Annotated in this window: 18 protein-coding genes and 1 pseudogene; 12 read left to right on the top strand and 7 right to left on the bottom strand. The window is 57.3% G+C overall.

From position 1 onward, the window contains the following. Positions 1-46: 46 nt before the first annotated feature. Positions 47-1,018 carry a LysR family transcriptional regulator gene (locus AUC61_RS15605; protein ID WP_243247155.1) on the bottom strand — a complete coding sequence of 324 codons (972 nt, stop codon included), beginning with the start codon at positions 1,016-1,018 and terminating at the stop codon, positions 47-49. A gap of 165 nt (positions 1,019-1,183) precedes the next feature. Here AUC61_RS15605 and argH point away from each other — a divergent pair, with 165 nt between their 5' ends. The 7 genes from argH to AUC61_RS15570 all read left to right on the top strand — a co-directional run bounded on the left by argH (position 1,184) and on the right by AUC61_RS15570 (position 8,458). Beyond that, positions 1,184-2,611 carry an argininosuccinate lyase gene (gene argH / locus AUC61_RS15600; RefSeq protein WP_243247154.1) on the top strand — a complete coding sequence of 476 codons (1,428 nt, stop codon included), beginning with the start codon at positions 1,184-1,186 and terminating at the stop codon, positions 2,609-2,611. A 21-nt stretch (positions 2,612-2,632) separates the two neighbouring features. After that, positions 2,633-3,508, top strand: coding sequence for an amino acid ABC transporter permease (locus AUC61_RS15595; RefSeq protein WP_243247153.1), 876 nt, complete (start codon positions 2,633-2,635; stop codon positions 3,506-3,508). Between the two features lie 18 nt (positions 3,509-3,526). Beyond that, positions 3,527-4,291, top strand: coding sequence for an amino acid ABC transporter ATP-binding protein (locus AUC61_RS15590; protein WP_122666804.1), 765 nt, complete (start codon positions 3,527-3,529; stop codon positions 4,289-4,291). Between the two features lie 28 nt (positions 4,292-4,319). Then, the gene (locus tag AUC61_RS15585) at positions 4,320-5,156 is read left to right on the top strand and encodes an ABC transporter substrate-binding protein (protein ID WP_243247152.1); all 837 of its coding nucleotides are present in this window, start codon (positions 4,320-4,322) and stop codon (positions 5,154-5,156) included. A 63-nt stretch (positions 5,157-5,219) separates the two neighbouring features. Further along, the gene (locus tag AUC61_RS15580; RefSeq protein ID WP_243247151.1) at positions 5,220-6,068 is read left to right on the top strand and encodes a polysaccharide deacetylase family protein; all 849 of its coding nucleotides are present in this window, start codon (positions 5,220-5,222) and stop codon (positions 6,066-6,068) included. After that, positions 6,061-6,963 (top strand): polysaccharide deacetylase family protein, encoded by a 903-nt coding sequence (locus AUC61_RS15575; protein ID WP_243247150.1) that lies wholly within the window; start codon positions 6,061-6,063, stop codon positions 6,961-6,963. Before AUC61_RS15580 ends, AUC61_RS15575 begins: the two co-directional genes overlap by 8 nt. A 133-nt stretch (positions 6,964-7,096) precedes the next feature. Next, the gene (locus tag AUC61_RS15570) at positions 7,097-8,458 is read left to right on the top strand and encodes an MmgE/PrpD family protein (protein WP_243247149.1); all 1,362 of its coding nucleotides are present in this window, start codon (positions 7,097-7,099) and stop codon (positions 8,456-8,458) included. Between the two features lie 151 nt (positions 8,459-8,609). On the opposite strand, the gene mmsB is transcribed toward AUC61_RS15570, so the two are convergent. The 3 genes from mmsB to AUC61_RS15555 all read right to left on the bottom strand — a co-directional run bounded on the left by mmsB (position 8,610) and on the right by AUC61_RS15555 (position 12,541). Further along, positions 8,610-9,497, bottom strand: a complete 888-nt coding sequence (gene mmsB, locus AUC61_RS15565; RefSeq protein WP_243247148.1) for a 3-hydroxyisobutyrate dehydrogenase — start codon at positions 9,495-9,497, stop codon at positions 8,610-8,612. A gap of 152 nt (positions 9,498-9,649) precedes the next feature. Continuing rightward, complete coding sequence (locus tag AUC61_RS15560; RefSeq protein WP_243247147.1) at positions 9,650-11,176, bottom strand: CoA-acylating methylmalonate-semialdehyde dehydrogenase; 1,527 nt, start codon at positions 11,174-11,176, stop codon at positions 9,650-9,652. Positions 11,177-11,197: 21 nt separating this feature from the next. After that, positions 11,198-12,541 (bottom strand): MFS transporter, encoded by a 1,344-nt coding sequence (locus AUC61_RS15555; RefSeq protein WP_243247146.1) that lies wholly within the window; start codon positions 12,539-12,541, stop codon positions 11,198-11,200. Between the two features lie 271 nt (positions 12,542-12,812). Here AUC61_RS15555 and AUC61_RS15550 point away from each other — a divergent pair, with 271 nt between their 5' ends. Then, positions 12,813-13,766, top strand: coding sequence for a LysR family transcriptional regulator (locus AUC61_RS15550; protein ID WP_243247145.1), 954 nt, complete (start codon positions 12,813-12,815; stop codon positions 13,764-13,766). Between the two features lie 256 nt (positions 13,767-14,022). Here the strand turns inward: AUC61_RS15550 and AUC61_RS15545 are convergent, their stop codons facing one another. Both AUC61_RS15545 and AUC61_RS15540 read right to left on the bottom strand, forming a co-directional pair. Next, on the bottom strand, positions 14,023-15,972 hold the full coding sequence (locus tag AUC61_RS15545; protein ID WP_243247144.1) for a putative bifunctional diguanylate cyclase/phosphodiesterase: 1,950 nt from the start codon (positions 15,970-15,972) through the stop codon (positions 14,023-14,025). 166 nt (positions 15,973-16,138) lie between these two features. Next, on the bottom strand, positions 16,139-18,769 hold the full coding sequence (locus AUC61_RS15540; RefSeq protein ID WP_243247143.1) for a bifunctional diguanylate cyclase/phosphodiesterase: 2,631 nt from the start codon (positions 18,767-18,769) through the stop codon (positions 16,139-16,141). A 200-nt stretch (positions 18,770-18,969) separates the two neighbouring features. Here AUC61_RS15540 and AUC61_RS15535 point away from each other — a divergent pair, with 200 nt between their 5' ends. The 4 genes and pseudogenes from AUC61_RS15535 (at position 18,970) to AUC61_RS26635 (ending at position 23,874) form a co-directional block, all read left to right on the top strand. Beyond that, positions 18,970-19,392, top strand: coding sequence for a hypothetical protein (locus AUC61_RS15535; RefSeq protein WP_243247142.1), 423 nt, complete (start codon positions 18,970-18,972; stop codon positions 19,390-19,392). 368 nt (positions 19,393-19,760) lie between these two features. Further along, on the top strand, positions 19,761-21,683 hold the full coding sequence (locus AUC61_RS15530; protein ID WP_243247141.1) for a HAMP domain-containing methyl-accepting chemotaxis protein: 1,923 nt from the start codon (positions 19,761-19,763) through the stop codon (positions 21,681-21,683). Between the two features lie 271 nt (positions 21,684-21,954). Then, positions 21,955-23,019: pseudogene (locus AUC61_RS26640) on the top strand (methyl-accepting chemotaxis protein); the annotation flags it as partial. Beyond that, positions 23,011-23,874, top strand: coding sequence for a methyl-accepting chemotaxis protein (locus AUC61_RS26635; protein WP_422765398.1), 864 nt, complete (start codon positions 23,011-23,013; stop codon positions 23,872-23,874). The pseudogene AUC61_RS26640 and the gene AUC61_RS26635, both read left to right, overlap by 9 nt. 18 nt (positions 23,875-23,892) lie before the next feature. Here the strand turns inward: AUC61_RS26635 and AUC61_RS15520 are convergent, their stop codons facing one another. After that, a complete protein-coding gene (locus AUC61_RS15520) occupies positions 23,893-24,930 on the bottom strand; it encodes a glycosyltransferase family 2 protein (protein WP_243247139.1) in 1,038 nt (345 codons plus the stop codon). Positions 24,931-25,062: the final 132 nt, after the last annotated feature.

Raw genomic sequence — 25,062 nt, 5'->3', positions numbered from 1 at the left:
GTATTTAAGTAACGCGCACCGACAGCGTGCGCTTATTTAAGCCTTATTAACTTTTGTTATTAACGGCTGAACTTTCCTGCATTATCTGTAGAAAAGCATCCACTAAAGGATTACGTGGCACCTGTTGCCTGTACAACAATTTCACTGGTGTGGCTATGGCAAATTTCTGCCTCTTTATGGCGCGCATCTCACCACGTTCAACGTAACTTCTCGCCCAATGAACAGGCAAATAACCCAGGTAACGACCGGTTTTAATCAGGATCGCCACGGCCTCAACCTGAGTGGCCACCGCGGTCACTTCGCGGCTGCTCATTAGTTTCGGCTTGCCTGCATGAACCGCATAAGCGTGCTCAACGAATTCTGCCTGAGACAGGCACTGCTCATCGATACTGTCATCATTCATGGCAAAAAATGGATGACCGCTCGAACAGTAAAGCTCTGATATTTCGTCGTACAACGGCATCACCTGAAAGTCATCTTTGCCGCTATAAACCGGCACAATGCCCACTGCAAAACGGCCCTTCAGAATGCCTTGTTCGATTTCGTCCAGCGGTGCCACATTGAGACGCACCTTGGCCTTTGGAGCCTTTATTTGCAAGGCTTTCAGAGCTTCAATCAAGGGAGAGTCCGGGTCTGAAACGGTGTTATCAATGACCGCGATATTCAAATCGCCCAATAACTCACCCCGGACATTGCCCAAGCGATCGCGAAAGTTATCCAGCGCCATGAACAGGTCGAGGCTGGCGTCATAAATGATCTTGCCTTGTTCGGTCAGGCAGAACTTTTCCCGCCCCCGCGTACATAGGCGCATGCCGAGTCTGATTTCAAGATCGGATATCTGTTTGCTGATTGCAGCCAGGCTGATATTCAGTTCTACCTGTGCCGCAGTAAAGCCTCCTGCTTCAACCACTGCCCTAAAAACCTTGAAGAGTTTCAAGTCCATGGCAGTGGCCATTGACATCGCCGCTTCACCACTTCTTTTTGGCAGGTTTCCAGTTTCAGTAAGTTGACTTGCCATTTAAAACATTTCCCCACGCGTTGGTTTTTTCTAGCATCCCTCTCAATTGATCGATTCAACGTTATGTGTAAGCCCACTTATTCCTTGCTCGCCCTGCGATCTTCACATCGCAGTTGATAACACACAAAAGGGTTTGAGCAATCAACGTGCCAACGGAGAATTTACATGTCTGACGCAACTGATCGCCTTTGGGGCGCGCGCTTCAAAACCGGCCCGGCAGAAGCCATGGCAAACCTGTCACGCTCGCCACGCGCCTACTTCCGTCTGACGCCGTACGACATTGCTGGCTCCAAGGCGCATGCCAATGAATTGAACCGCGCCGGGCTGCTGGACACCGACGAAACTGCACGCATCGTTGAAGCGCTGCGCACCATCGATGTGGACTTCGCTGCGGGCAGCATTGAGCCGATTGCCGCCGACGAAGATGTGCATACGTTCATTGAGCGTCTGCTGACAGAACGCCTTGGCACACTGGGCGGCAAATTGCGTGCAGGCCGTTCACGCAATGATCAGTCAGCGAATGACATGCGCCTGTTCCTGCGCGATCAGGTACGGGTCATGACCCTGGCCATTCTCGAACTGCAAAAGGCGCTGGTCTCACAAGCCGAACAGCACATCAACACCATTGCGCCGGGCTTTACTCACTTGCAGCAGGCGCAGCCGATCGTGTTCGCTCATCATTTGATGGCGCATGCTCAGGCCATTCACCGTGACGTTCAGCGCCTGCAAGACTGGGACAAACGCTTCAATCTGTCGCCATTGGGCGCAGCGGCCCTGGCGGGCTCGGCCATCGCCCGCGACCCGCAACGTTCGGCAGCAGAAATGGGCTACAGCGGCCCCTGCGAGAACTCCATCGATGCGGTCGCCAGCCGCGATCACGTCGCGGAATTCCTGTTCTGCAGCAGCATGCTCGGCATCAATATTTCGCGACTGGCCGAAGAGTTCTGCCTATGGACGTCGCGTCAGTTCCGCTGGGTGGAACTGGACGACGGTTACGCCACCGGCAGCTCGATCATGCCGCAGAAAAAGAACCCGGATATAGCCGAACTGGCCCGCGGCAAATCAGGCCGATTGATCGGCAGCCTGACCGGCATTCTGGCCGTGCTCAAGGCTCAACCACTGTCGTACAACCGTGATTTGAGCGAAGACAAACACGCGATTCTCGACAGCCTGGAAACGGTTCACCTGGTGCTGCCAGCCTTCGCGGGCATGGTCCAGACCATGAAGGTGCGCGCTGACGAATTGCTGCGTCAGGCACCACTGGGCTTCACCCTCGCCACCGAGGTCGCAGACTGGCTGGCTGTACGCGGCGTGCCGTTCAAGGAAGCGCACGAGATCACTGGCAAGCTGGTGCAACTCTGTGAAGAAAACAATATCGGCCTGGAAGAACTCAGCACCCAACAACTGGCCGCAACTGACTCACGCCTGACGCCTGAAGTGCTCGACGCACTGACGCTGGAAGCAGCATTGGCCGCGCGCAGTGGCTGGGGCGGTACTTCGCCCGTGCGGGTTGCCGAGCAGATCGAGCGCTTCAAGGCGCAGTTGATCGCTCAGGAAAAATGGGCACTCGACTACGCGGGTCCGCGCGGCTGATTCATCGGAGGGTATTGCATCATGTCCAAGCCTCAAGCTTCAGCCAGCGCCGAACGCGCTTCACTTGCAGCCAAGTACGACATTTCGACCTACAAGGTGGTACCGCGTCGTTACTACGGCCGCTACTTCGCCGCGACACTCATCGTGGTGATGTTGATCGGGCTGGTTAACGCCTTCATCAACGGCAATATCGAATGGGGTTTCGTGCGGCAGTTCCTGACAGCAGAATCGATCATGTTCGGCCTGCTCAACACCATCATCATGTCGATTCTGGCCATGGCGCTTGGGGTCGTACTCGGGGTCATCGTTGCGGTGATGCGCATGTCGCAGAACCCGCTGCTGCGCTACGTCGCTCAGGGTTACACCTGGCTGTTCCGGGGTACGCCGCTGATCCTGCAACTGCTGCTGTGGTTCAACCTGGCGTTGATCTTCCCGACTCTGGGCATCCCCGGTCTGTTCGAGTTCAAGACTGTTGAGGTGATTACGCCGTTTGCCGCTGCGCTGTTGGGCCTGGGCATCAACCAAGGTGCCTACACCGCCGAAGTGGTGCGTGCCGGTCTGCTCTCGGTGGACAGTGGCCAGTATGAAGCTGCCAAGTCCATCGGCATGCCGCGCCTGCAAGCCTTGCGCCGGATCATCCTGCCGCAGGCCATGCGCATCATCATCCCGCCGGTCAGCAACGAGTTCATCGGCATGGTGAAAATGACCAGTCTGGCCAGCGTCATTCAGTACTCGGAGCTGCTGCACAACGCCCAGAACATTTACTACGCCAACGCCCGCGTCATGGAGCTGCTGATCGTGGCCGGCATCTGGTATCTGGCGGTCGTGACCATCCTGACGTTCGGTCAGAGCCGACTGGAAAAACGCTTCGCCCGTGGCGCTGGCAAACGTAACTGAGCCTCAGGAGGCGCAATCATGCTGAACATCGTCAAGGCGGTAGACGTCAACAAGTTCTTCGGCGACTTCCAGGCGCTCAAGAACGTGAATCTGGAAATCCCTCACGGCGAAGTGCTGTGCATCATCGGCCCGTCAGGCTCGGGCAAAAGCACCTTGCTGCGTTGCATCAACCAGCTGGAAAAAGTCGACGCTGGCGGCTTGTGGGTGGATGACGAAATCCTCGGTTTCCGTACCGACGGCCACAAGCTGGTGGAACTGAGCGACGTACAAATCGCTAAACAGCGGCTCAAGACCGGCATGGTGTTTCAGCGTTTCAACCTGTTCGCCCACATGACAGTGCTGGAAAACATCATCGAAGGGCCCTCCCAGGTGCTGCGCCAACCTGTTGAGGATTGCCGCGAACTGGCCATGGAACTGCTCAAGCGTGTCGGCCTGGAAGCCAAGGCCAATGCTTATCCCATCGAGCTTTCGGGTGGTCAGCAGCAACGTGTTGCCATCGCCCGTGCCTTGGCCATGCGCCCCAAGCTGATGCTTTTCGATGAGCCGACTTCGGCGCTTGACCCTGAGCTGGTCGGGGAAGTGCTGTCGGTCATGCGCGACCTGGCCAAAAGCGGCATGACCATGATCGTGGTCACTCACGAACTGGGCTTTGCCCGGGAAGTGGCCAACCGCGTGGTGTTCATGGATGCCGGGCAAATCATAGAGACGGGGGCACCGGAAGACGTGCTGATGAACCCGCGCAATCAACGCACCCAGGATTTTATTGCTGCCGTTCTGAATTGATCCCTAACCCTTGCTGAGGATGTCCGATTTGAAAACTTTCGCGCTTACCGCTACCGCTGTACTGTCCGCCCTGATTTCGGTTTCGAGCTGGGCAGCCGACACTCACGCACTGCCAAAATCCATCAAGGAAAAGGGCTTCATTGCTGCGGGTATTGCCCCGAATTATCCTCCGATGGATTTCAAGGACCCGGCAACCGGCAAACTGACCGGCGTCGATTACGACCTGGGTACCGAAATTGCCAAGCGTCTGGGTACTGAGATCAAGTGGCAGGAAACCGCTTTCGAGCAAATGGTCAGCGGCCTGGCAACCAACCGTATCGACATCGTGCTGTCGGGTATGACCGACACCCCTGAGCGTCAGCAGACCGTGGACTTCGTCGACTACTTCAGCACAGGCCCGCAGTTCTACACCCTCGAATCGCAGAAAGACCTGAAGACCGTTGAAGACATGTGCGGCAAGAAGATCGGCACCAGCCGTCGCACCACGTTCCCGGTGGAGATCGCCAAATGGAGTGACGTGAATTGCGTCGCCAAAGGCAAACCGGCCATCACCGTAGTCGGTACCGAAGGCAGCGCTGATGCACGTGCGCAACTGCGTCAGTCGCGCCTGGACGCCGCCGTGCAAGGCAGCGAAACCCTGCCGTACATTCAGGGCCAGGAACCTGGCGTATTCAAAGTTCTGGGTGAGCCATTGGCTCGTCAGCTCACCGGTCTGGGCGTTGCCAAACATAATCCGGAGCTGAGCGCAGCGATCATCGCCACCCTCAACGACATGATCAAAGACGGCACCTACGAGCAGATCCTCGGCAAGTGGCAGCTCCAGAACGGCGCAGTCAAAGAAGCGGTTCTGAACGGCGCCAAGTAAGCCAAACGACACTCGCCCATGGATCGGGCGGGTGATGCTCAACGGTTTGCAATGGAGACGCCCATGTTTGCCACCCACGATCTGCGCTGGCCCGATAACGCCCGCGCCAGCGTCGCCCTGGCGTTCGATCTGGACGGCCCGACCGGTGCTGCGATGCTCGACGGTTCGATCTGGCAGAAACCGGAATACTTCACTTTCGGCAGCTACGGCCCCTATCGCGCCTTGCCTCGCCTGCTGGATATGCTTAAAGCCCATGCCACACCGGCGACATTTTTTGTCCCGAGCTGGGTGGTGGAAAACTGGCCGCGCCAGTGCCAGTCAATCATCGAACATGGCCACGAAGTGGCTTATCACGGCTATCGCCACGAATCTTTTTTCGCCCTGGACCTGCAAGCCCAGCGCGACGTCATGAAAGTCAGCGCCGACATTTTCAAACGTTATCTGGGCATCACTGCCACAGGTTTCCGCACGCCTTCAGGCGACTGGCACAAAGAAACACCCGCCCTGCTCATGGACTGCGGCGTGACCTACTCCAGCAGCATGCGTGGCGACGACCGCCCGTACTTCATCGAAGTGCCCGGTCAGCCAGACGGCTTAGTGGAAATCCCCGGGCGCTGGGAACTGGACGATTACGCCTCGCTGGCTTACACCCGGGCGCCGAATTATCCCGCCGGGCTGGACCGCATCGCCAGTTACGACCAGACGCTGGACAACTGGTGTAGCGAGTTCGACGGCACCTATCGCGAAGGTCTGTGCATGACCACGCTGTTCCACCCCAAGATCAGCGGCAAACCGGGGCGCATCGGCATTCTGGAACGCTTTCTCGAACACATGCACAGCCATCCGGATGTCTGGTTCGCCACGTGCAACGACGTCGCCAACTTTTGGCTCAAGGAGCACCGCCATGAGTGAAGCCCGTTCAACCTGGCCTGCACCGTATCGCTGCGCAGTGGTCATCACGTTCGACTACAACGATGTGCACGGCATCCTGACTCAGGTCCCGGCCATCGCAGGGCGGGATAAAAGCCTCTCGGTCTGGCGCTACGGCACCACGCGCGGCGTGCAACGCGTGCTGCAGATTCTGGCTGATCAGAACCTGCCATCGACCTGGTGCATCCCCGGTATTGTTGCCGAGGAAAATCCGCAGGTGATTCAAGCCATCAACGCTGCCGGGCACGAAATCGCCTGTTCGGGTTATCGCCATGAAGACTTTTCAGCACTGGATCTCACCGCACAACGCGCCTCGCTAAAACGAGGCTGCCAGGTCATCGCCGAGATGACCGGTCAGCGTCCCAGCGGCTTTCGCGCACCCGCGGGCAGTTATGCACCGGGCTTCGTCGATGCCTTACGCGAAGAAGGCATCGCCTGGTCGTCGTCCTGGGCAGGCGATGATCTGCCCTACCTGCATCCGGCAACCAACGCTGACAGCCAACCGCTGGTTGAACTGCCGCTGCACTGCGAGCTGGAAGACGAGCCTTACTTCGCCTTCAACCTTGCGCCTGCCGTGCCGGTCAGCCAGGCGCGAATCGGCTCCAGCGCCGAGGTGTTGAAAAACTGGCAGCATGATTTCAATGGCTTCCACCGTTTTGGCCTGTGTTACGTGCTGCGCCTGCACCCGGAAACCTTGGGCACTGTTGGCCGCAGCGGCTTGCTGCTGGAGCTGTTGACTTGGCTCAAGGCCCAACCGGATGTCTGGTTTGCCACTGCCGAGGAGGTCGCCGACTGGTGGAGCGGTAACCACAACACCCTGCCTGAAGATCACCCGGCTGCGGTGTTTGAGCGGCATTACAACGTGCAGAACGCCTGACAAGCTGACGCCTTACGTTGATTCTGTAGGAGCTGCCGAAGGCTGCGAAGGCGGTGCATCAGGAATAATGCCATCGCAGCCTTCGGCAGCTCCTACAGAGATAGCGATCATTCCCATTTATGAGCCTCTTTTCATGAGCAACGCCGTTGAAACCCTCAGTCAATTCATCTGTCGTACTTCATTCGATGAATTACCCGAAGCGCTGGTCGTTAAAGCCAAGCAGCATCTGCTCGACACCTTGGGCGCTGCGCTGGCCGGGTCGCAAACTCCTCTGACGCAAAATGCATTGCGTGCCATGAACGCCAGCGAAGCAGAAGGCGCATCGGTGATCTGGGGGGCCGACTATGGGTTATCGGCCCGCAACGCAGCGCTGATCAACGGGATCGCCGCGCACGCACTTGAGCTGGATGATTCAGGCGGTTGCGATCACTCCGGCGCGGTCGTCGTTCCGGCGATGCTTGCGGTGCTACCGCTGTGCGAGCCGATGCCGGACGGCAAAGAGCTGATCACCGCCATGATCATCGGCTACGACGTGGCGCGCCGGGTGCTTGAAGCTTGCGGGGGCTATTCACCCCACAACGAAGCGGGATGGCACTCCACTGGAACCTGCGGTGTATTCGGCGCGGCAGCGGCATGCGCACGGTTGCTGAGGCTTGATGAGCAACAGACCGGATCGGCACTGGGCCTTTCAGCCAGTATGAGTGGCGGTTTGTGGGCGTTCATTCACGATGGTGCCGACAGCAAAAAACTCCATGCCGGACGCCCGGCCGAAGGCGGTGTACTCGCAGCATTGCTCGCCCGAGAAGGCATCACCGGGCCGACGCAGGTGTTCGACGACGTGTGGGGCGGATTCTTGCGCACACTCGCTCGCGACACGGCACAACCTCAAGCGCTGACAGAAGGCTTGGGCGAGGTCTGGAAACTGGCACGCTGCTCCATCAAACCGTATGCGGCGTGCCGTGGCACCCACTCGGCCATCGACGCGATTGGGCAGTTGCTGAGCGAGCTGCAAATCAATGCAGACCAGGTGAAATCCATCAAGGTGAACGCCAGCGCGTTTCTGGTGGACATGTGCGCCGGGCTCGACACGCAAACCCTGGCGGCTGCGCAAATGAGCCTGCCGTACGCCCTGACGGTGCGTTGCGTACTGGGCCATGCGGGGCTTGATGCATACGAGGAGAAAAAGCGCACATCACCGGCGTTACTGGCGTTCATGCAGAAGATTCAAATGCACGTCGATGCGTCGCTTGCGCCACTGGATGAGCCGCATGTCATCCTGATCTGCGAAGACGGGCGTAGCGCTTCATTGCAAATCAAAACCCCGCTGGGCGGCCCATTGAACCCGATTGGCGACAGCGAGCTGTGGCAGAAATACAGCTCGCTGGCCACCCGCGCTTTGCCCGCCATGCAAGCCGAGCACCTGGGCGAACTGTGCATGAATCTGCAGCACATCACTGATCTGCAGGAGATGCTGGATTTGCTGCGCGCGCCTTAGGCGAAACAGGCGGCGCCCAACGATGAGAGGCTGGAATGCAATCATCTGTGGGAGCAGAGCTTGCTCGCGATAAGGCTTGATGCGATCTGAAGTGAACCGCGTTCAACCTTATCGCGAGCAAGCTCTGCTCCCACATTGAATTGCATCAGTTTCATACCTTCTTGCGATACCCCTCAACAATCGCCGAGAAGTCCTTGCCGCCCTCGCCGCGCAGGCTCATCGCCTGATACAGCTGTTGCGCCACCGCGCCGAGGATCACCGGTTGGTGTGCGACCCGCGCCGCCTCTGTGGCCAGGCCAAGATCCTTGAGCATCAGCTCGGCACCAAAGCCGCCGGTATAACCTCGGGAAGCTGGCGCGGTGTCGACGATGCCCGGCCATGGGTTGTACATCTCGGAACTCCAGCAGCGCCCTGTCGAGGTGTTGATGATTTTCGCCAACACCTCAGTGTCGATGCCCAACGAATCGCCCAGCGCCATGGCTTCGGCCACGCCGATCATGGAGATACCCAGCAGCATGTTGTTGCAGATTTTGGCGATTTGCCCGGTGCCGATGCCACCGCAATGAACGATGTTCTTGCCCATCTGCGCCAGCACTGGCTTGAGCGTTTCGAAATGCTCGTCGCTGGCACCGACCATGAACGTCAGCGTACCTGCCTGCGCGCCGCCGGTACCGCCGGAAACCGGCGCATCGCCCAGGCTCACGCCTTGCTTAGCCGCTGCGGCAGCCACTTCGCGAATGGTTTGCGGGTCAATGGTGCTGCAATCCACTGCGGGCACCCCTGAGCCGATACCCGCGAGCACGCCGTCCTCACTGAGATAGACGCTGCGAACATGGGCGGCAGCGGGCAGCATGGTGATCACCAGTTCAGCGCCTTGAGCTGCATGTTTCGGCGATTCGCTGATGCGCCCGCCCAATCCAGCCAGCCCATTGAGGATGGTGGTGTTGAGGTCGAACAGATGCAGATGATGCCCGGCCTTGAGCAGATTACGGGCCATCGGCGCGCCCATGTTACCCAGGCCGATGAATGCGATTTTCATTGTTGTTCTCCTTGTGTTTCAAACCCACCGCAATTCCCTGTAGGAGCTGAGCTTGGTCTGGGCGGCATTCCGACGATAAGGCTGGACACGGTTCACTCTAGAATTGCGGTGCACCTATCGCGAGCAAGCTCAGCTCCCACAGGATTTTTCTTCTACTTGAGGTTTATGGTGGTATTCACCCCGTCATTGACGCTGTCATCGTCAAACCAGCGGCTGGTGACGGTCTTGGTCTGAGTGTAGAACTGCACTACCTGTTTGCCGTATGGACCGAGGTCGCCGAGCTTGGACCCGCGTGAACCGGTGAAGCTGAAGAACGGCACGGGCACCGGAATCGGGATGTTGATGCCCACCTGCCCCACGTCGATTTCACTCTGAAACTTGCGTGCTGCCGCACCACTCTGGGTGAACAGGCCGGTGCCATTGCCATACGGATTGGCGTTGACCAGCGCGATGGCCTGATCAAGCGTGTCGACTTCCAGCACGACCAGCACCGGACCGAATATCTCCTGCGTGTAGATCTGCATGTCCGTGGTTACGCCAGAGAACAGCGTCGGCCCGACAAAATTGCCATCTTCAAAACCCGGCACCTTGATGTCTCGGCCGTCCAGTTCCAGCTTCGCGCCTTCCTTCACTCCGCTTTCGATCAGGTCCAGAATCCGCTGCTTTGCGCGTCTGGAAATGACTGGGCCGACATCGGTACCCGCCTCGCTTCCAGCATTGACCTTGAGTTTCTGAGCAAGGGCTTTAAGGTCCGGCAGCCACTGTTTCGCCGCTCCGACCAGGACGACCACCGACGTGGCCATGCAACGCTGACCGGCAGCGCCGAAACCGGCCCCGACCAGCGCGTTCAGGGTTTGCTGACGATTGGCGTCGGGCAGCACCACGGCATGGTTCTTCGCGCCCATCATCGATTGCACCCGTTTGCCATGCTGACCGGCAAGGTTGTAGACGTGAGTGCCGACGGCCGTGGAGCCAACAAAGGACACGGCTTTGATTTCACTGTGGGTGCAGATGGCGTCCACCACCTCTTTGCCGCCATGCACCACGTTGAGAACGCCCGGCGGAACACCCGCCTCTACGGCGAGTTCGACCAGCAACATGGTCGACATCGGGTCCTGTTCGGAGGGCTTGAGCACGAAGGTATTGCCGCAGGCAATGGCCATCGGGAACATCCACAGCGGGATCATTGCCGGGAAGTTGAATGGGGTGATGCCAGCGCAGACGCCCAAGGGTTGGCGCAACGTATAAGTATCAACGCCGCCTGCCACGTTTTCGGAGAACTCGCCCATCTGCAGGCTGCCAATGGAGCAGGCGTGCTCAACCACCTCCAGGCCGCGGAAGATATCGCCCTCGGCATCCGCGATGGTCTTGCCCTGCTCCGCGCTCAGCACTGCTGCGATACGAGGCGAGTGTTCACGAATCAGGGCCTGCAGTTTCAGCATGATGCGCATCCGCGCACCGATCGGCGTATGGCGCCAGGTCTGGAACGCCTTGTGTGCGGCGGCCACGGCGGCATCGACTTCGCCGGAGGTGGCGAACGGCACCTGAGCCAGCACTTGCTGGGTCGCCGGGTTGATAATGTCGTGCCACTCGGTGCTTTGTGATTCCACCCATTCGCCGTCGATCAGTAGCTTGACTCGATCCACGTTATTGTCCTTTTTGTTCGGGGAAGCGTTCATCGAAATCTCCTGATCAAACAGTTATTCGGGACTCGGGCTGGACGCCCGATGCCGAGGCGGATCACGCTTCATCAGCGCGGTACAAACCAGAGCCACAACACCCATACCCACCAGATAAACGATCACGTAATGCGGGCTGCCATCGGCGTAAGCCAGCAGCTTGGTGGCGATCATCGGCGCGAAACCACCGCCTAATACGCCAGCCAGTTGTACTGAAACCGAGATCCCGCTGTAACGGATTTCTGCCGGAAACTGCCGGGCGAACAACAGAGATTCCGGGGCATACAGGATCGGGAAGATCACCCCTACCGCCAGCACCATCGCCCACCAGACCAACACCGGCTCACGGGTGCCGAGCATGGCGAAGAAGGGATAAGCGAATGCGCACAGCAGCAGTAGACCGGCGAAGTACAAACGGCGCTGGCCGACTTTGTCCGAGAGGTAGCCGCAGAACGGCATCGTGATCAATGAAAGGGCCGCGCCCGCGGTAATCGCATTGAGCACATCGGCGCGTGGAATCTGTAGCTGATTGGCCGCATAGGCCAGAGCAAAGGTCACCGACATGTAAAACCAGGCGTTCTCTGCGGTGCGCGCGCCAATAATCGTCAGGGTTTCCCGTGGATGTTCACGCAGCACTCTGAACAGCGGCACCTTGACGGCGATTTTGTCCTGCTTGAGCTTTTCGAAATCAGGCGACTCCGGGACCTTCAGACGGATCAGCCACCCGACGCCCAGCAATACGATGCTGGCAATAAACGGCAGTCGCCAGCCCCAACTGAGCATGTCTTCTTCGGGAAGTTTAGCGACCATGCCCATGGCCAGCGTAGCCAGTACTAGACCTGCACCCACACCGGTTTGCGGCAGGCTCCCATAGAAGCCTTTTTTGCCTTCGGGCGCATGTTCGACGGCCATCAACACCGCGCCGCCCCATTCGCCACCGACCGCCATACCTTGCAGAAAGCGCATGACCACCAGAATCAGCGCCGCCCAGTAACCGATCTGCTCATACGTGGGAATCAGACCGATGATGATGGTCGGAATCCCCATCATCATCAGCGTCATCAACAGCATGGATTTGCGCCCGATGCGGTCGCCGAAATGCCCGAAAATAATCCCGCCCAAAGGCCGCCCGAGAAAGCCCACTGCATAGGTGGCGAATGCCGCCAATACGCCGGTGATCGGGTCCAGTGCCGGAAAGAAGATTTTGTTGAAGATCAGAGCGGCGGCAGTGCCGTACAGGAAAAAGTCGTACCACTCGATGGTAGTGCCCGCCATGCTCGCCGCACCGGCAAGACGATAGGATTTGGTTTTCTTCGCGGGACCGGCATCGAGTGCACCAGCGTCCGCCGTCATTGCGTCCTTCATAAACTCCTCCGCTTATTTATTGTTGTGCAGGGTGTTATGTCGTGGGGTGTTGCCTGGGATTGTGAAGCTGTTAAGCCCAACTCATCCTATGAATTGAAATCCATTCCCTGTAGGAGCTGCCGAAGGCTGCGAGACGTAAATCCTGACGCACCGCCATCGCAGCCTTCGGCGCTCCTACAGGTCCAGCGCCAACCGGCTCTGTGTTTACTGGCTGCGTTGGAGTATAGATGTGCAAACTTCTAACAAGAACGCACATAAAAGCAGGACCAACATGCAAAAAAACATCACCTCCCTGAGCAGCCTGAACTGGGATGACCTGAAGTTTTTCCTTGAAGTGGCCCGCACCCGCAAGGCCAGCACTGCAGCCAAACGTCTGGCGGTGGATTACACCACGGTGTCGCGACGCATTACTTCGCTGGAGGGCTCGCTCGGGACGCTGTTGTTTGAGAAGTCCCGCAATAACGGTTTCGTCCTCACTGCCGAGGGGCAACGATTGCTGGGCTATGCCGAGTCCATCGAAAGCACCCTGCATTTGGCCTGCGAGCAGGTTTCAGGATCAGGCCTGGCGTTATCCGGGCATATTCGCATCGGCTGTACCGAAGGCTTTGGCAGTTTTTTCATCACGCCGCAGCTCAGCCATTTTCTTGATAACTACTCAGACATCTCGGTAGACATTCTGCCGCTGCCGCACTTCATCAGCCTTTCCAAGCGAGAAGCCGATATCGTCATCGCCCTGGAACGCCCGGAACATGGGCCTTATGTGTGCTGCAAACTGTGCGACTACAACCTGCGCCTGTATGCGACCCAGGACTATCTCGACGCTCATGCGCCCATCAATAGCAGCGCCGACCTGACCGCGCATACGTTCATCAGCTACGTGGATGATCTGGCGTTCAGTTCCGAACTGCTTTACCTCAGCAATCTGCTGCCCGGCGCGCAGGCGCAACTGCGCAGCACCAGCGTGATTGCCCAATACCTCGCGGCGCTGCAAGGACGTGCACTGGCCATCTTGCCGTGCTTTCTAGCCGCTCAGGACTCGCGGTTGATACCGGTACTGCCAGAGGAGGTGAACATCACCCGACATTTCTGGATGTACTGTCGGGAGGACTTGAGGAAGTTGAAGCGGATTACGGTGCTGTGGGATTACATTCGGGAAGTGACGGAGTTGAATCAGGGACTGCTGCTGGGGCAATCGCGGGAACTGAGGTTTGCGGATCAGTCGTGAGCAGCTCAGCTCAGGAATGTATAAGACGTGGGACCGGATTTATCCGGGAAGAGGCCAGTACAGCCACAATATTTCCATGACCAGACATACAGCTGTCGCGCAGCAAACACTGGATTTGCAGGAGCTCACCGAGGTTACGAGGCCAGCGATAGCGGAGTATCAGACACACCGTCATCGCTGGCCTCGTAACCTCGGTGAGCTCCTACAGGACAGGGTTCACTTGGAAGATTGCGTTTTGCTTGATTGGTCGGCCATGTCAGAGCGCGCAGACCAGGCTCACTTGCTCACTGTTAAACCACCGGTCAATGTCTTCCGGTGGCATTGGCCGCGAAAACAGGTAGCCCTGCGCCGACATACAGCCCAGGCTTTTCAGCGCATCCAGTTCGGCCTCGGTTTCCACCCCTTCGACGATGCACTCAAGCTGCATGTCGTGACACAACGCAATCAGCGATTTGACGATCTTGAAGCTGGCCGGGTTGAGGTGCAGGTCGGTAACGAAGGTGCGGTCGACCTTGAGTTTGGTCAGGGACAGGGCATGTATCTGGCTAAGGCTCGAATACCCGGTACCGAAGTCATCCAGGGAAATGCCGCAGCCCAGGTTGCGAAACAGGGCGATGGCGGCTTGAGTCTGGGCCAGGTCCTGAATAACCGCCGTTTCGGTGATTTCAAGGTCCAGGCACGCCGGATCGAATCCGCTGTCCTTGATGACCTGCACGATAATCTGCGCCGCCTCTTCCGACCCGCAGTCATGCGCGGACAGGTTGAACGATAGATGAACCCCGGCGGGCCAGGACTTTGCAGTCCGTAGGGCCTTGGTCAGCAGCGGCACAGTGAGGCGGTTGACCATGCCGATGCGTTCGGCGATGGGGATAAATTCACTGGGCGGAACGTTACCCAATTCAGGGCTTTTCCAACGAGCCAGTGCTTCGAACGCTACGGTGCGCTGAGTGCAGATGTCCATGATCGGCTGGAAGACCACGTGAAACTCTTCGTGCAAGTCAGCCCTGCGCAGTGCCTGCTCGGTGAGCCCTTGCCGATTGAGTTGCTGACGGTGGGCAGCGGAAAACATACAGACCGTACCGGGTCTGTTCCGCTTGCTTTGGTAAAGCGCGTAATCGGCGTACTCATAGACTTCGGTTTCGCTGGCCGCCAGATCAGGAAATGTTGCGATGCCGAAGGAAGCACTGATCTGAATTGGAATATCCACGAGCATGAACGGCTCACGCATTTGCGCACAGATCAGCTCACCGAAAGTACGCAATTGCTCGTCGCTTTTGGCATCGGTCATGATCAACGCAAACTCGTCTCCGCCCAGTCGGGCCAGGTGCACGCCGTCATCGAGCAGACCTGTCAGACGTTGTCCGACCTGATACAGCAGCTTGTCGCCAATGCTGTGGCCGTAAAGATCATTCACCGGTTTAAAGCCGTCCAGGTCGATTAAGCCAACCGCCAGACGCACGTCCTGCTCGCGGGCATTCGTCAGCAAGGATTCCAGTTGAGAAAAAAACTGTCGGCGGTTTGCCAGCCCGGTCAGGCTGTCCATGTTGGCGAGGCGACGGTTCTCGTTACTGAGCCTTTCAGTGCTGGCCTGCATGTTCACCAGGCGGGTGAAATCGCCGTACTGGGCTTTCAGAATGACGAGCATCGCAACGGAGACCAGCAGCACATCAATCGCAGTGGCGATAAACGTGATGTTGTTGGTCGACGCGAAAAAAATCACAAACGCTGTGTTGACCACAACGGTGGTCGCCAGCGCGGCGGGGAGCAAATGCATCATGCAAAAGATGCAGCCGATGACCGTAATCGCCATGTAGAACGCGACATGAGCCTGACCGTAGCTATCGCCATACGGAAACAGCGCCAGCGACCACGCGGTAAACCCGGCCGCGACAAAGGGCGCAAGACGATTCGTACGCTTCAAGGCAGCCAGCATCTTTGTCGGGCTGGGTATGCGGTTACGGGTTCGCCACCACTCCGCGGCACGGATGACGCCGAATACCGTCATGATCAGCGGGCAATACACGGCCAGCCAGCGCGGCGCCAATGAATAGTGAGTGCCCGCCAACACCAGCGTATTGATAAGCAGAATGAAATACATCATCGGCAGTTGTCGGGACAACGCGATGTATTGGGCTTTGACCAAGCCGGGGTTGTCGTGAGGCACAGACATAAGCGCTCGCAAATTGGCGAGCAACGTTTTCTTCATGAGGCGCAGCTCTGAAATTTCAACCAGTTGTAAACCGACCGGATCTCCGTTCCAGTTTGGGCCAAGTGCATCAATGGACAGTGCGCTTACTTATTCGTGTCGGCCGGATGACAGGATTATGAAAACCTTCCGATGAATGGTGGCTATTTGATTGTAGATCACGTTTTCAAGTCGGGATGGGAACACCCAGCCATTCTTCAAATTCGTCGACCGGCATGGGTCGGCTGATCAAGTAGCCTTGGCCCGTGTCACAACCAGCATTGCGCAGGAACGCCAGTTGCTCCGGGGTTTCAATCCCTTCGGCGGTGACGGTGAAACCCAGTGCATGACCTAATTCAATAACCGCCTGGGTAATCGCGACGTAGGCTTTGTCATGAGGCAGACCGGAAACGAACGTGCGATCTATCTTCAGGTTGTCGATGGGCAAGTCTTTCAAATACGCCAGGGACGAGTAGCCCGTGCCGAAATCATCGACGGCGACAGTCAGCCCCATGCTGCGCAACTGACTCAGTACCGTGTGCGCCAACTCCTGGCGATTCATGATCAGGCTTTCGGTGACTTCAATTTCCAGCGCCTGGGGCGGCAGGTCATGGCGCTGCAAAGCCAGCCGCACGTCTTCGACAAAATTTCCGCGTTCTATTTGCAGCACTGCCACGTTGATCGCCACGTGCCGGGTAAATACTCCGCTATCGCGCCAGCGCCGGGCCTGACGGCACACGTGCTCCAGCACCCACTGGCCAATAGAGACGATCAACCCGGTGCGCTCTGCAAGCGGGATAAAATCGGCAGGCGACACCAGCCCAAGCGTCGGGCTGCGCCATCTGATCAGTGCCTCCGCCCCCTCAACCCGGCCACTTTTCAGATCCAGCTTGGATTGATACCAGACCTCGAACTCATTGCGCTCAAGTGCCTGACGCAGTGCGGCCTCCAGCGCCACTCGCGCCTGAATCAGCGTGGTCATATGCGGCTGGTAGAAGCAGAAATCATTGCGCCCGCCTTCTTTGGCGGCGTACATCGCCGTATCGGCCTGAGTCAGCAGCGCCTGGGCGGTAGCGCCATTCGCGGGGTACATCGTGACGCCGATACTGGCGGTCACGAGTGCAGCGGTGCCCTCCAGATCGAACGGTTCCTGTAACGATCGCAGGATCATCCCCACCACAGGGACGGCGTCCGCCTCGCATTCAAGCCCGTCGAGAATGAAACCAAACTCATCGCCCCCCAATCGGGCGACAACATCCCCGAACCTCACCGCATCGACAAAACGGCGAGTGGCGTGTTGCAGCAATAAATCCCCCATGGGGTGGCCAAGACTGTCGTTGACCATTTTGAAACCATCCAGATCCAGCATCAGCACGGCCATGCAGTTGTTTTGCCGCTTTGCCTGCTCAATGCCTTGATTCAGCTGTTTGTGGAACAACACCCGATTAGGCAGGCCGGTCACCGAGTCAAAATGAGCCAGACGCTCAAGCCCCCGTTCAGCCTCCTTGCGAGCGGTGATATCGCGAACGATCGCGTACGTCACCTGCTCGTGTGCAAGCTGCATGGTGCACAGCGTCACCTCGGTGGGGAAGACACTGCCATCCACACGCTTGTGGTCCCATTCAAAACGCAATGAACCCTCACGCTCGACCTCGGCCCTCAAAGCTGCAGCTTTGTCCGCGGAGGACTGACCATCCGGCTGGAACTGCGGTGAAATATCGGCGACGGTAACGCTCGGGAATGCAGGGCCCTCGAACCCCAAAGCTCGAAGCCCAGCAGAGTTGCCCAGGTTAATCCGCCCATCCTGGCCTCTGATCCAGATAGGGTCAGGAGAGCGCTCGAACAAGGTGCGAAAACGATCCTCACTTTGTACCAACGAAGAGGAAATATTTTCCCGCTCGGCGATTTCATCGCGCAGCTCGGAATTTCGCCGACGAATCAGTCGGTGATTAAGGCTGGCCTGCAGAATAAAAATGCTCAGCAGCAGCGATGTGGAAATCGCCAGAAGAAAAAGCGAGGAGTCGATAATGGTGACTTTTGCCCAGCCAGCTTTGGGCTGAGCCGCCAGTTGCCAAGTGCCACCGGGAATACTGACCTCGACTAAAACTGGATCGCTCTGAAAAAGCGCTGCATCGCCGTAAATCATCCCGCCCTCAGCCCCATGGCCATCCTGACCGCGCAGCGCAACTTTCAGCCCTTCCTCTTCCTCAATGCCGCCCGCCTTCAATAACGCGTCAGTACCGGCAACCACGGAAACGAGCCCCCAATAAGCATCATGCTCATGACGGGCAGACAGGAAAACAGGACGCCGGTAGATCAACTCCCGGCCCCCCTGGTACAAGGTCACAGGTCCGGCCAGCAACGCGGCACCCGACAGGCGCGCTTTCACAATAAGGGGGAACTGTTCCGGGCGGGTACTATAGTTCAGCCCGATAATCCCCTCGTTGCCTGCCAGAGGGTAGGTATCCTGAATCACATCACCGGGCGCGATGACAATGTGGCGAATGTAAGGGACAGCCTCGATTGCGCTTTGAGCCATGCGCCTGAAATGCTGTGGGGAAATACTGCCGTCGATGCTGATGAGCTGCGCGATACCCTCGGTGCCACTGAAAGCAAATCGAACGCGCTCCGCCAATCGCGTCCCCAGACTGCTGAGCTGCAACGTCACGCCATCTCGCTCGCTGTCTCGAGAGCGTGCGTTATCCAATGCGCCCAATCCATAGGAAAGGACAGCACCGATGAACAGCACCCCAAGAGGTAAAAGGAAGGTGCTGTAGGAGCCCTTATAACGGCTCGCTGTTGCCTGGGCTTCGTTCACATGCAGCTACCCATGTACGCCGATAAAAGAAATTCGAGTGCACCTCATCATCGACCTGAATCACCGTTCCTTGAGCGGCATTTTCAACTATCAATTTGGCCAATGATGGGTACCAATAGCATTGACTTCTTAATAAATCTCAGCGGCGTAGCATTGCCTCCATACCGAGTTAACAACTAACCCGATCTGGAGCAACTACCATGAAAACTTCAAAACTGATTTTCGGCCTGACCTTCTCCGTACTGGCTTCAAGTGCTTTCGCGTCTCCACAGCTTCCAAGCCTTCCAGGCAACAACGACACCAACCTGATAGACCCTACTCCGGCAGTCATCGTTGTGGCTGAAGGTGGCGCAGTTCATACCAACGTCGGTGCAAACCGCATCGCTGCTGATGGCGCTGACCGCGTCGGTGCTAACCGTCTGACTTCTGATGGTGCTGATCACGTCGGTGCTAACCGTCTCGCTGCTGATGGTGCTGACCGCGTCGGTGCTAACCGTGTCGCTGCTGATGGTGCTGACCACGTTGGTGCTAACCGTGTCGCTGCTGATGGTGCTGATCACGTCGGTGCTAACCGTGTCGCTGCTGATGGTGCTGACCACGTTGGTGCAAATCGTCTGAGCTGATTTCATCTGCTCTTCAAACAGCCCGGCTTTGGCCGGGCTTAATTTTGCCTGCAATAAAGCCTTGTGATCATAGGGTATATATAAAGCCGCCTAACCAACACACTCTGCGAAAGAGGTAATTGGATCCAATAACCTGCGTGATAATTAACTCAACAAATATGATGTCCGATATCTGCTTAAAACTTTTCCGCGATTAAAAACTGGTGATCAAACAACTGCTTGAAACTGTGCATTACTTTTTGACGACCGGCCATTCAGGTTCGCAAACCATTGCCGATAGGGTGTTGTACAGATGTCTCGCTGCCTTAAAAAAATAACGCTCCGGCTGTGATTGATCTTCCAAGCAAAAAAACTCGTGGAGAAACACAATGAACAGCTGGTTTGCCAATATCAGCGTCAATATGAAGCTCGCCCTCGGTTTTGGGCTCGTGCTTATTTTTACTGCCATCCTCGCTCTGACTGGCTGGAACAGCCTGAGCAAACTCATTGACCGCAGCAACTGGATGAGTGACATCACTGAACTCAATGCCCAGTTGACCAAATTGCGCGTGACGCGCCTGCAGTACATGGTCGCAGACGGTGACGACACCGTGGCTCAGACCGTTCAGGTGGCCCTGGATGGCTTCCAGGCTCAGCAGGAAAAACTGCTGAAAAGCTTCAAGAGCCCGGAAAACATTGCACTGTTGAAGCAACTGAGCACGGTAATCGCCGAATATGAAAAAGGCCTCGCAGAAATGCGCGCCGGTTACAAAGCCAGCAATAGCGCACGCGATTCAATGGGCGCTCATGCCGACAAAGGCAACGCGCTGGTCGATCAGCTCTACGCCGATGTCTTGAACCTGGGCGCAGATGACGAACGTCGTTTTGAACAGTATCAAGCCATCAGCAAGGTCAAACAGGACCTGATGCTCGCGCGTTATGAGACTCGCGGCTATACCGGCAACACCACGCCTGAAAATGAGCAAAAGGCGCTGAACCAGATCGAGAACGCGGTCAAAGGTCTGCAAGCCACTCAATCGACTTTCAGCGGCGTACAAGCTGACCGTCTCAAGCAGCTGGAAGCCGAGCTGGGCGAGTACCGCGCCTCTTTGATTGACTTCAAAACCACCATTGCTAGCCTCGCGGTACTGCGCAAAAACATGACAACCCAAGGCGCAACCATCGTCAAACTCAGCGATGACATGTACCAGATCCAGCTGGATCGTCGCGACATCGAAAGCGCTGACGCACGCAACATGCAATTGATCTGCACCCTGCTTGCCCTGGTACTGGGCGTATTGGCGGCAGTGATCATCACGCGTCAGATCACCCGTCCATTGAAAGATACCCTGGAAGTTGTCGAGCGCATCGGCTCCGGCGACTTGTCGCACACCATGGTCGTGACCCGTCGCGACGAACTGGGTGAACTGCAACAGGGCATTCAGCGCATGGGTACAACCCTGCGTGATCTGATCGGCAATATCCGTGACAGCGTTGTGCAGATTGCCAGCGCCGCAGAAGAACTGTCTGCAGTCACCGAGCAGACCAGCGCGGGTGTTAACAGTCAGAAAGTTGAAACTGATCAAGTGGCAACGGCCATGCACGAAATGTCGGCCACGGTGCAGGAAGTTGCACGTAATGCCGAGCAAGCATCCCACGCGGCATCGGTAGCCGATAAAGAAGCGCGCAACGGTGACAAAGTTGTCGGCGAAGCCATCGTGCAGATTGAACGTCTGGCAGCCGAGGTCGTGCGCTCCACTGACGCGATGACTCAGCTTGAACAGGAAAGCGACAAGATCGGCAAGGTCATGGACGTGATCAAAGCCGTCGCTGAGCAAACCAACCTGCTGGCCCTCAACGCTGCGATCGAAGCGGCGCGTGCCGGTGAAGCCGGTCGTGGTTTTGCGGTAGTCGCTGATGAAGTCCGCGGTCTGGCGCAGCGCACACAGAAATCCACCGAAGAAATCGAAGCGCTGGTCGCCGGTTTGCAGAACGGCACCCGTCAGGTTTCAAGCATTATGCTCAGCAGCCGTGAGCTGACTGAAAGCAGCGTGACCCTGACACGCAAGGCCGGTACATCGCTGGAAAGCATCACGCTGACGGTTTCCAACATTCAAGCGATGAACCAGCAAATCGCTGCCGCAGCGGAAGAGCAAAGCGCAGTCGCCGAGGAAATCAGCCGCAGCATCATCAACGTGCGCGATGTGTCCGAGCAGACCGCTTCGGCCAGCGAAGAGACCGCCGCATCCAGCGTTGAACTCGCCCGACTGGGCAATCAGCTGCAAATGCTGGTGAGCCACTTCAAGGTCTGACCCTTTTCAGTCAGCACCTCGCAATACACCTCAAGCCCGGCTAAATGCCGGGCTTGAGCGTTTCTGAAGCACGTATTTGCAAGATCGCCCCGACACCCTCGATAAAATGACGCCAAAAAATTGATGGCCAAGCGCCACAATTTTTAGTATTCATGCATTCATATATATCAATTTGTTTCAGGCTAGCGCCTCGATCAGTGATCAGCGTCGTCCGTTCATCTCTATCGCTGGCTCCCTTACTGCAGCTTTGGCAAGATTTCCAAGGAGTGTCATGAATACGTGGTTTGCAAATATCAGCGTCAAAATGAAACTGGCGCTGGGTTTCGGCGTAGTGCTGATTCTGACTGCCGTGCTTGCAGCCACCGGCTGGAGCAGCGTCAGCAAGCTGATTGAGCGCAGCGACAGAATGGTCGACATCACCCAGCTCAATGCTCTGCTGGACGACGTGAACTCCGCACGGTTGCAATATGTGGTGGATAAGGGCGACGAGAAAAGCGCGGCCGTGGCACAAACGGCACTGGATCAGTTCGATGCGCAACAAAATCGTCTTGCCACAGTATTTGCCAGCGCAACCAACCTGGGCAGCCTGCAGAAGATCAGTAGCCTCACCGCCGATTATCAGAAGTCGCTGAGCAAGATGCGCGAGGCCTACAAAACTGACGCCGCCGTACGCAAAGAGATGGGTGTCTATGCCGTCAAAGGCGCAGAGCTGATTGGTCAGATTCTGGATGACGTGATGCAGATGCCTTCAGGTGATGAACGCTTCGCTGCCTATCAGGACATCATGAAGGCCAAGGAAAACCTGGCACTGGTGCGCTACGAAGTCCGCGGTTATACCGGCAACGCGACGACGACCACCAAAGACAACGCGTTCCGGCAACTCGACACAGCACTCAAAGGCATGGAGCAGCTGTACGCGACCTTTGGAACCAGACATGGTGACAAGCTCAAGCAGCTAGAGGCTTCGCTGATCGGCTACCGTGCGGCGGTGCAGCGCTTCACAGCAGCAAACGCGGATGTCCTGGAAGCCACGAAAGAAACCCTTGAACAAGGGCGCGCGATCACTCAGGCAAGTGACGCCATGTACGACTTCCAGCTCAATGCTCGTGAACAGAACACCAGTCAGGCACGTACTCTGCAGATCACCTGCACGCTGCTGGCACTGGTATTGGGCACACTTGCGGCAGCCGTCATCACCCAACAGATCAACCGCCCGCTGCGGGACACGCTGAATGTAGTCGAGCGCATTGCCTCCGGCGATCTCACACACAGTACCGTCGTAACCCGCCGCGATGAACTGGGCGAATTGCAGCAAGGTATTCAGCGTATGGGCAGCACGCTGCGCGACTTGATCGGCGGCATTCGTGATGGCGTCACGCAGATTGCCAGCGCTGCCGAAGAACTTTCCGCAGTGACCGAGCAGACCAGCGCCGGGGTCAACAGCCAGAAGGTCGAGACTGACCAGGTTGCCACCGCCATGAACGAAATGTCAGCCACCGTGCAGGAGGTTGCCCGCAACGCAGAGCAAGCATCCCAGGCCGCTTCGGCAGCCGACAGCGAAGCCCGCGCAGGCGACAAAGTCGTCGGTGAAGCCATCGCACAAATCGAGCGTCTGGCTTCTGAAGTGGTGCGCTCCGCCGATGCGATGACTCAGCTGGAACAGGAAAGCGACAAGATCGGCAAGGTCATGGACGTGATCAAAGCGGTTGCCGAGCAAACCAACCTGCTGGCCCTCAACGCCGCCATTGAAGCGGCGCGCGCAGGGGAAGCCGGTCGTGGATTTGCCGTCGTAGCAGATGAAGTTCGTGGTCTGGCGCAACGGACCCAGCAATCGACCGAAGAAATCGAAAGCCTGGTCAGCGGCCTGCAAAACGGCACGCGTCAGGTTTCGAGCATCATGCTCAGCAGCCGCGAGCTGACCGACAGCAGCGTCGCCTTGACCCGCAAAGCCGGGACCTCGCTAGGCAGCATTACCCAGACGGTTTCCAGCATTCAGGCCATGAACCAGCAAATCGCCGCCGCTGCCGAGCAGCAAAGCTCTGTGGCTGAGGAAATCAGCCGCAGCATCATCAGCGTGCGCGACATCTCCGAGCAGACTGCCTCAGCAAGCGAGGAAACCGCAGCCTCCAGCGTTGAGCTGGCGCGTCTGGGTAATCAGTTGCAGACGATGGTGAGTCATTTCAGAATTTGACTTAAATCAGCCGCACGCTCACAGATGCTTTGTGCTCTGTGGGTTAGCGCGCTCCTGAGTAACCGGTCGAGCCTCTCGTCCATTCTCAGGCGAGCTCCAACCAGCCTGCCCTTGAGCAGGGTGAGTCATGCGCAACAACTCAAGCTCGAAGTGCCTTCGATCCTGCTGTGAAATTGAATCCAGTATTAACCCGATCGAAGCCATCGCCACCGCAACCAGCTCCAGCCCCGTTGCCAGGATAGCCAGCGGGATATGGTAGATGTACTGCTCACGGATCCAGTCGTTGATCACCGGGACGGCAGCGATCAGGCCCGCCAGCGCGAATATCAATGCGCAACCGCCAAAGAAAAGCATGGGTCGGTAATAGCGAAGGATGTTCCATATAGTACTCACGACCCGCACCCCATCCTTGACTGTGTTGAGCTTCGAAAAGCTCCCGCTGGGGCGGTCACGATAATCCGATGGAATTTCGACGATACGAAAACGCTTGTCGAGTGCGTGGAGCGTCATGTCAGTTTCAATTTCGAAACCTTCCACAAGTATCGGATAGCTTTTGACGAAACGCCGATTGAAAACCCGGTAACCGCTCATGATATCGGCCAGGTTTGCACCGAATAACCGGTTCACCAGGTCACGTACCAAACGGTTTCCAAACCCGTGCAATGCGCGCTTGTTCTCGACGGCATACTGCCCTTGGCTGTGCCTGTCACCCACGACCATATCGGCTTCGCCAGCCAGCACGGGCTTGAGCAATGCGTGAACATCAGATGCGGGATAAGTCAGGTCAGCGTCGGCCAGCACGTAGACTTCGGCATCGATATCCAGAAGCGCGCGCCTGACGGCATTGCCTTTGCCCGGTCGAGGCTCATTGACCACTCCGCCCAGGCACCTCAACCTCTGCAGGGTCTGCCGGGCAATGTGCTCAGTGGCGTCGGTCGAGCGATTGTTTATCACCCAGATCGAGGCATCTGGCAGCTCTTGAAAAAAATCTTCGATCGTCGCAGCAACGGTAAGCTCTTCGTTATACGCCGGTAGAACGATTGCGATGTGGGTCATGTGTGTACCTTGGTGATGCTCTGTGGGTACATCACGGCCCCAGCTTTCTGGAAGAGTCCGGACCTGACTGCTGCTCCGCAACACGGCGCAACCGGAATTTGGATACATCATCTTTTGGCGAAATGCAGGAAC

Source organism: Pseudomonas maioricensis (genome assembly GCF_022790535.1).
Taxonomy (GTDB): domain Bacteria; phylum Pseudomonadota; class Gammaproteobacteria; order Pseudomonadales; family Pseudomonadaceae; genus Aquipseudomonas; species Aquipseudomonas maioricensis.
This window is presented reverse-complemented; position numbering and strand designations above follow the sequence as displayed.

Excerpts from the sequence above, each read along its gene's own strand:
- AUC61_RS15555 (WP_243247146.1), bottom strand. The coding sequence starts at position 12,541 with ATGAAGGACGCAATGACGGCGGACGCTGGTGCACTCGATGCCGGTCCC.
- AUC61_RS15550 (WP_243247145.1), top strand. The coding sequence starts at position 12,813 with ATGCAAAAAAACATCACCTCCCTGAGCAGCCTGAACTGGGATGACCTG.
- mmsB (WP_243247148.1), bottom strand. The coding sequence starts at position 9,497 with ATGAAAATCGCATTCATCGGCCTGGGTAACATGGGCGCGCCGATGGCC.
- AUC61_RS15545 (WP_243247144.1), bottom strand. The coding sequence starts at position 15,972 with ATGAAGAAAACGTTGCTCGCCAATTTGCGAGCGCTTATGTCTGTGCCT.
- AUC61_RS15535 (WP_243247142.1), top strand. The coding sequence starts at position 18,970 with ATGAAAACTTCAAAACTGATTTTCGGCCTGACCTTCTCCGTACTGGCT.
- AUC61_RS26635 (WP_422765398.1), top strand. The coding sequence starts at position 23,011 with ATGGGCAGCACGCTGCGCGACTTGATCGGCGGCATTCGTGATGGCGTC.
- argH (WP_243247154.1), top strand. The coding sequence starts at position 1,184 with ATGTCTGACGCAACTGATCGCCTTTGGGGCGCGCGCTTCAAAACCGGC.
- AUC61_RS15605 (WP_243247155.1), bottom strand. The coding sequence starts at position 1,018 with ATGGCAAGTCAACTTACTGAAACTGGAAACCTGCCAAAAAGAAGTGGT.
- AUC61_RS15570 (WP_243247149.1), top strand. The coding sequence starts at position 7,097 with ATGAGCAACGCCGTTGAAACCCTCAGTCAATTCATCTGTCGTACTTCA.
- AUC61_RS15575 (WP_243247150.1), top strand. The coding sequence starts at position 6,061 with ATGAGTGAAGCCCGTTCAACCTGGCCTGCACCGTATCGCTGCGCAGTG.
- AUC61_RS15590 (WP_122666804.1), top strand. The coding sequence starts at position 3,527 with ATGCTGAACATCGTCAAGGCGGTAGACGTCAACAAGTTCTTCGGCGAC.
- AUC61_RS15580 (WP_243247151.1), top strand. The coding sequence starts at position 5,220 with ATGTTTGCCACCCACGATCTGCGCTGGCCCGATAACGCCCGCGCCAGC.
- AUC61_RS15520 (WP_243247139.1), bottom strand. The coding sequence starts at position 24,930 with ATGACCCACATCGCAATCGTTCTACCGGCGTATAACGAAGAGCTTACC.
- AUC61_RS15560 (WP_243247147.1), bottom strand. The coding sequence starts at position 11,176 with ATGAACGCTTCCCCGAACAAAAAGGACAATAACGTGGATCGAGTCAAG.
- AUC61_RS15530 (WP_243247141.1), top strand. The coding sequence starts at position 19,761 with ATGAACAGCTGGTTTGCCAATATCAGCGTCAATATGAAGCTCGCCCTC.
- AUC61_RS15595 (WP_243247153.1), top strand. The coding sequence starts at position 2,633 with ATGTCCAAGCCTCAAGCTTCAGCCAGCGCCGAACGCGCTTCACTTGCA.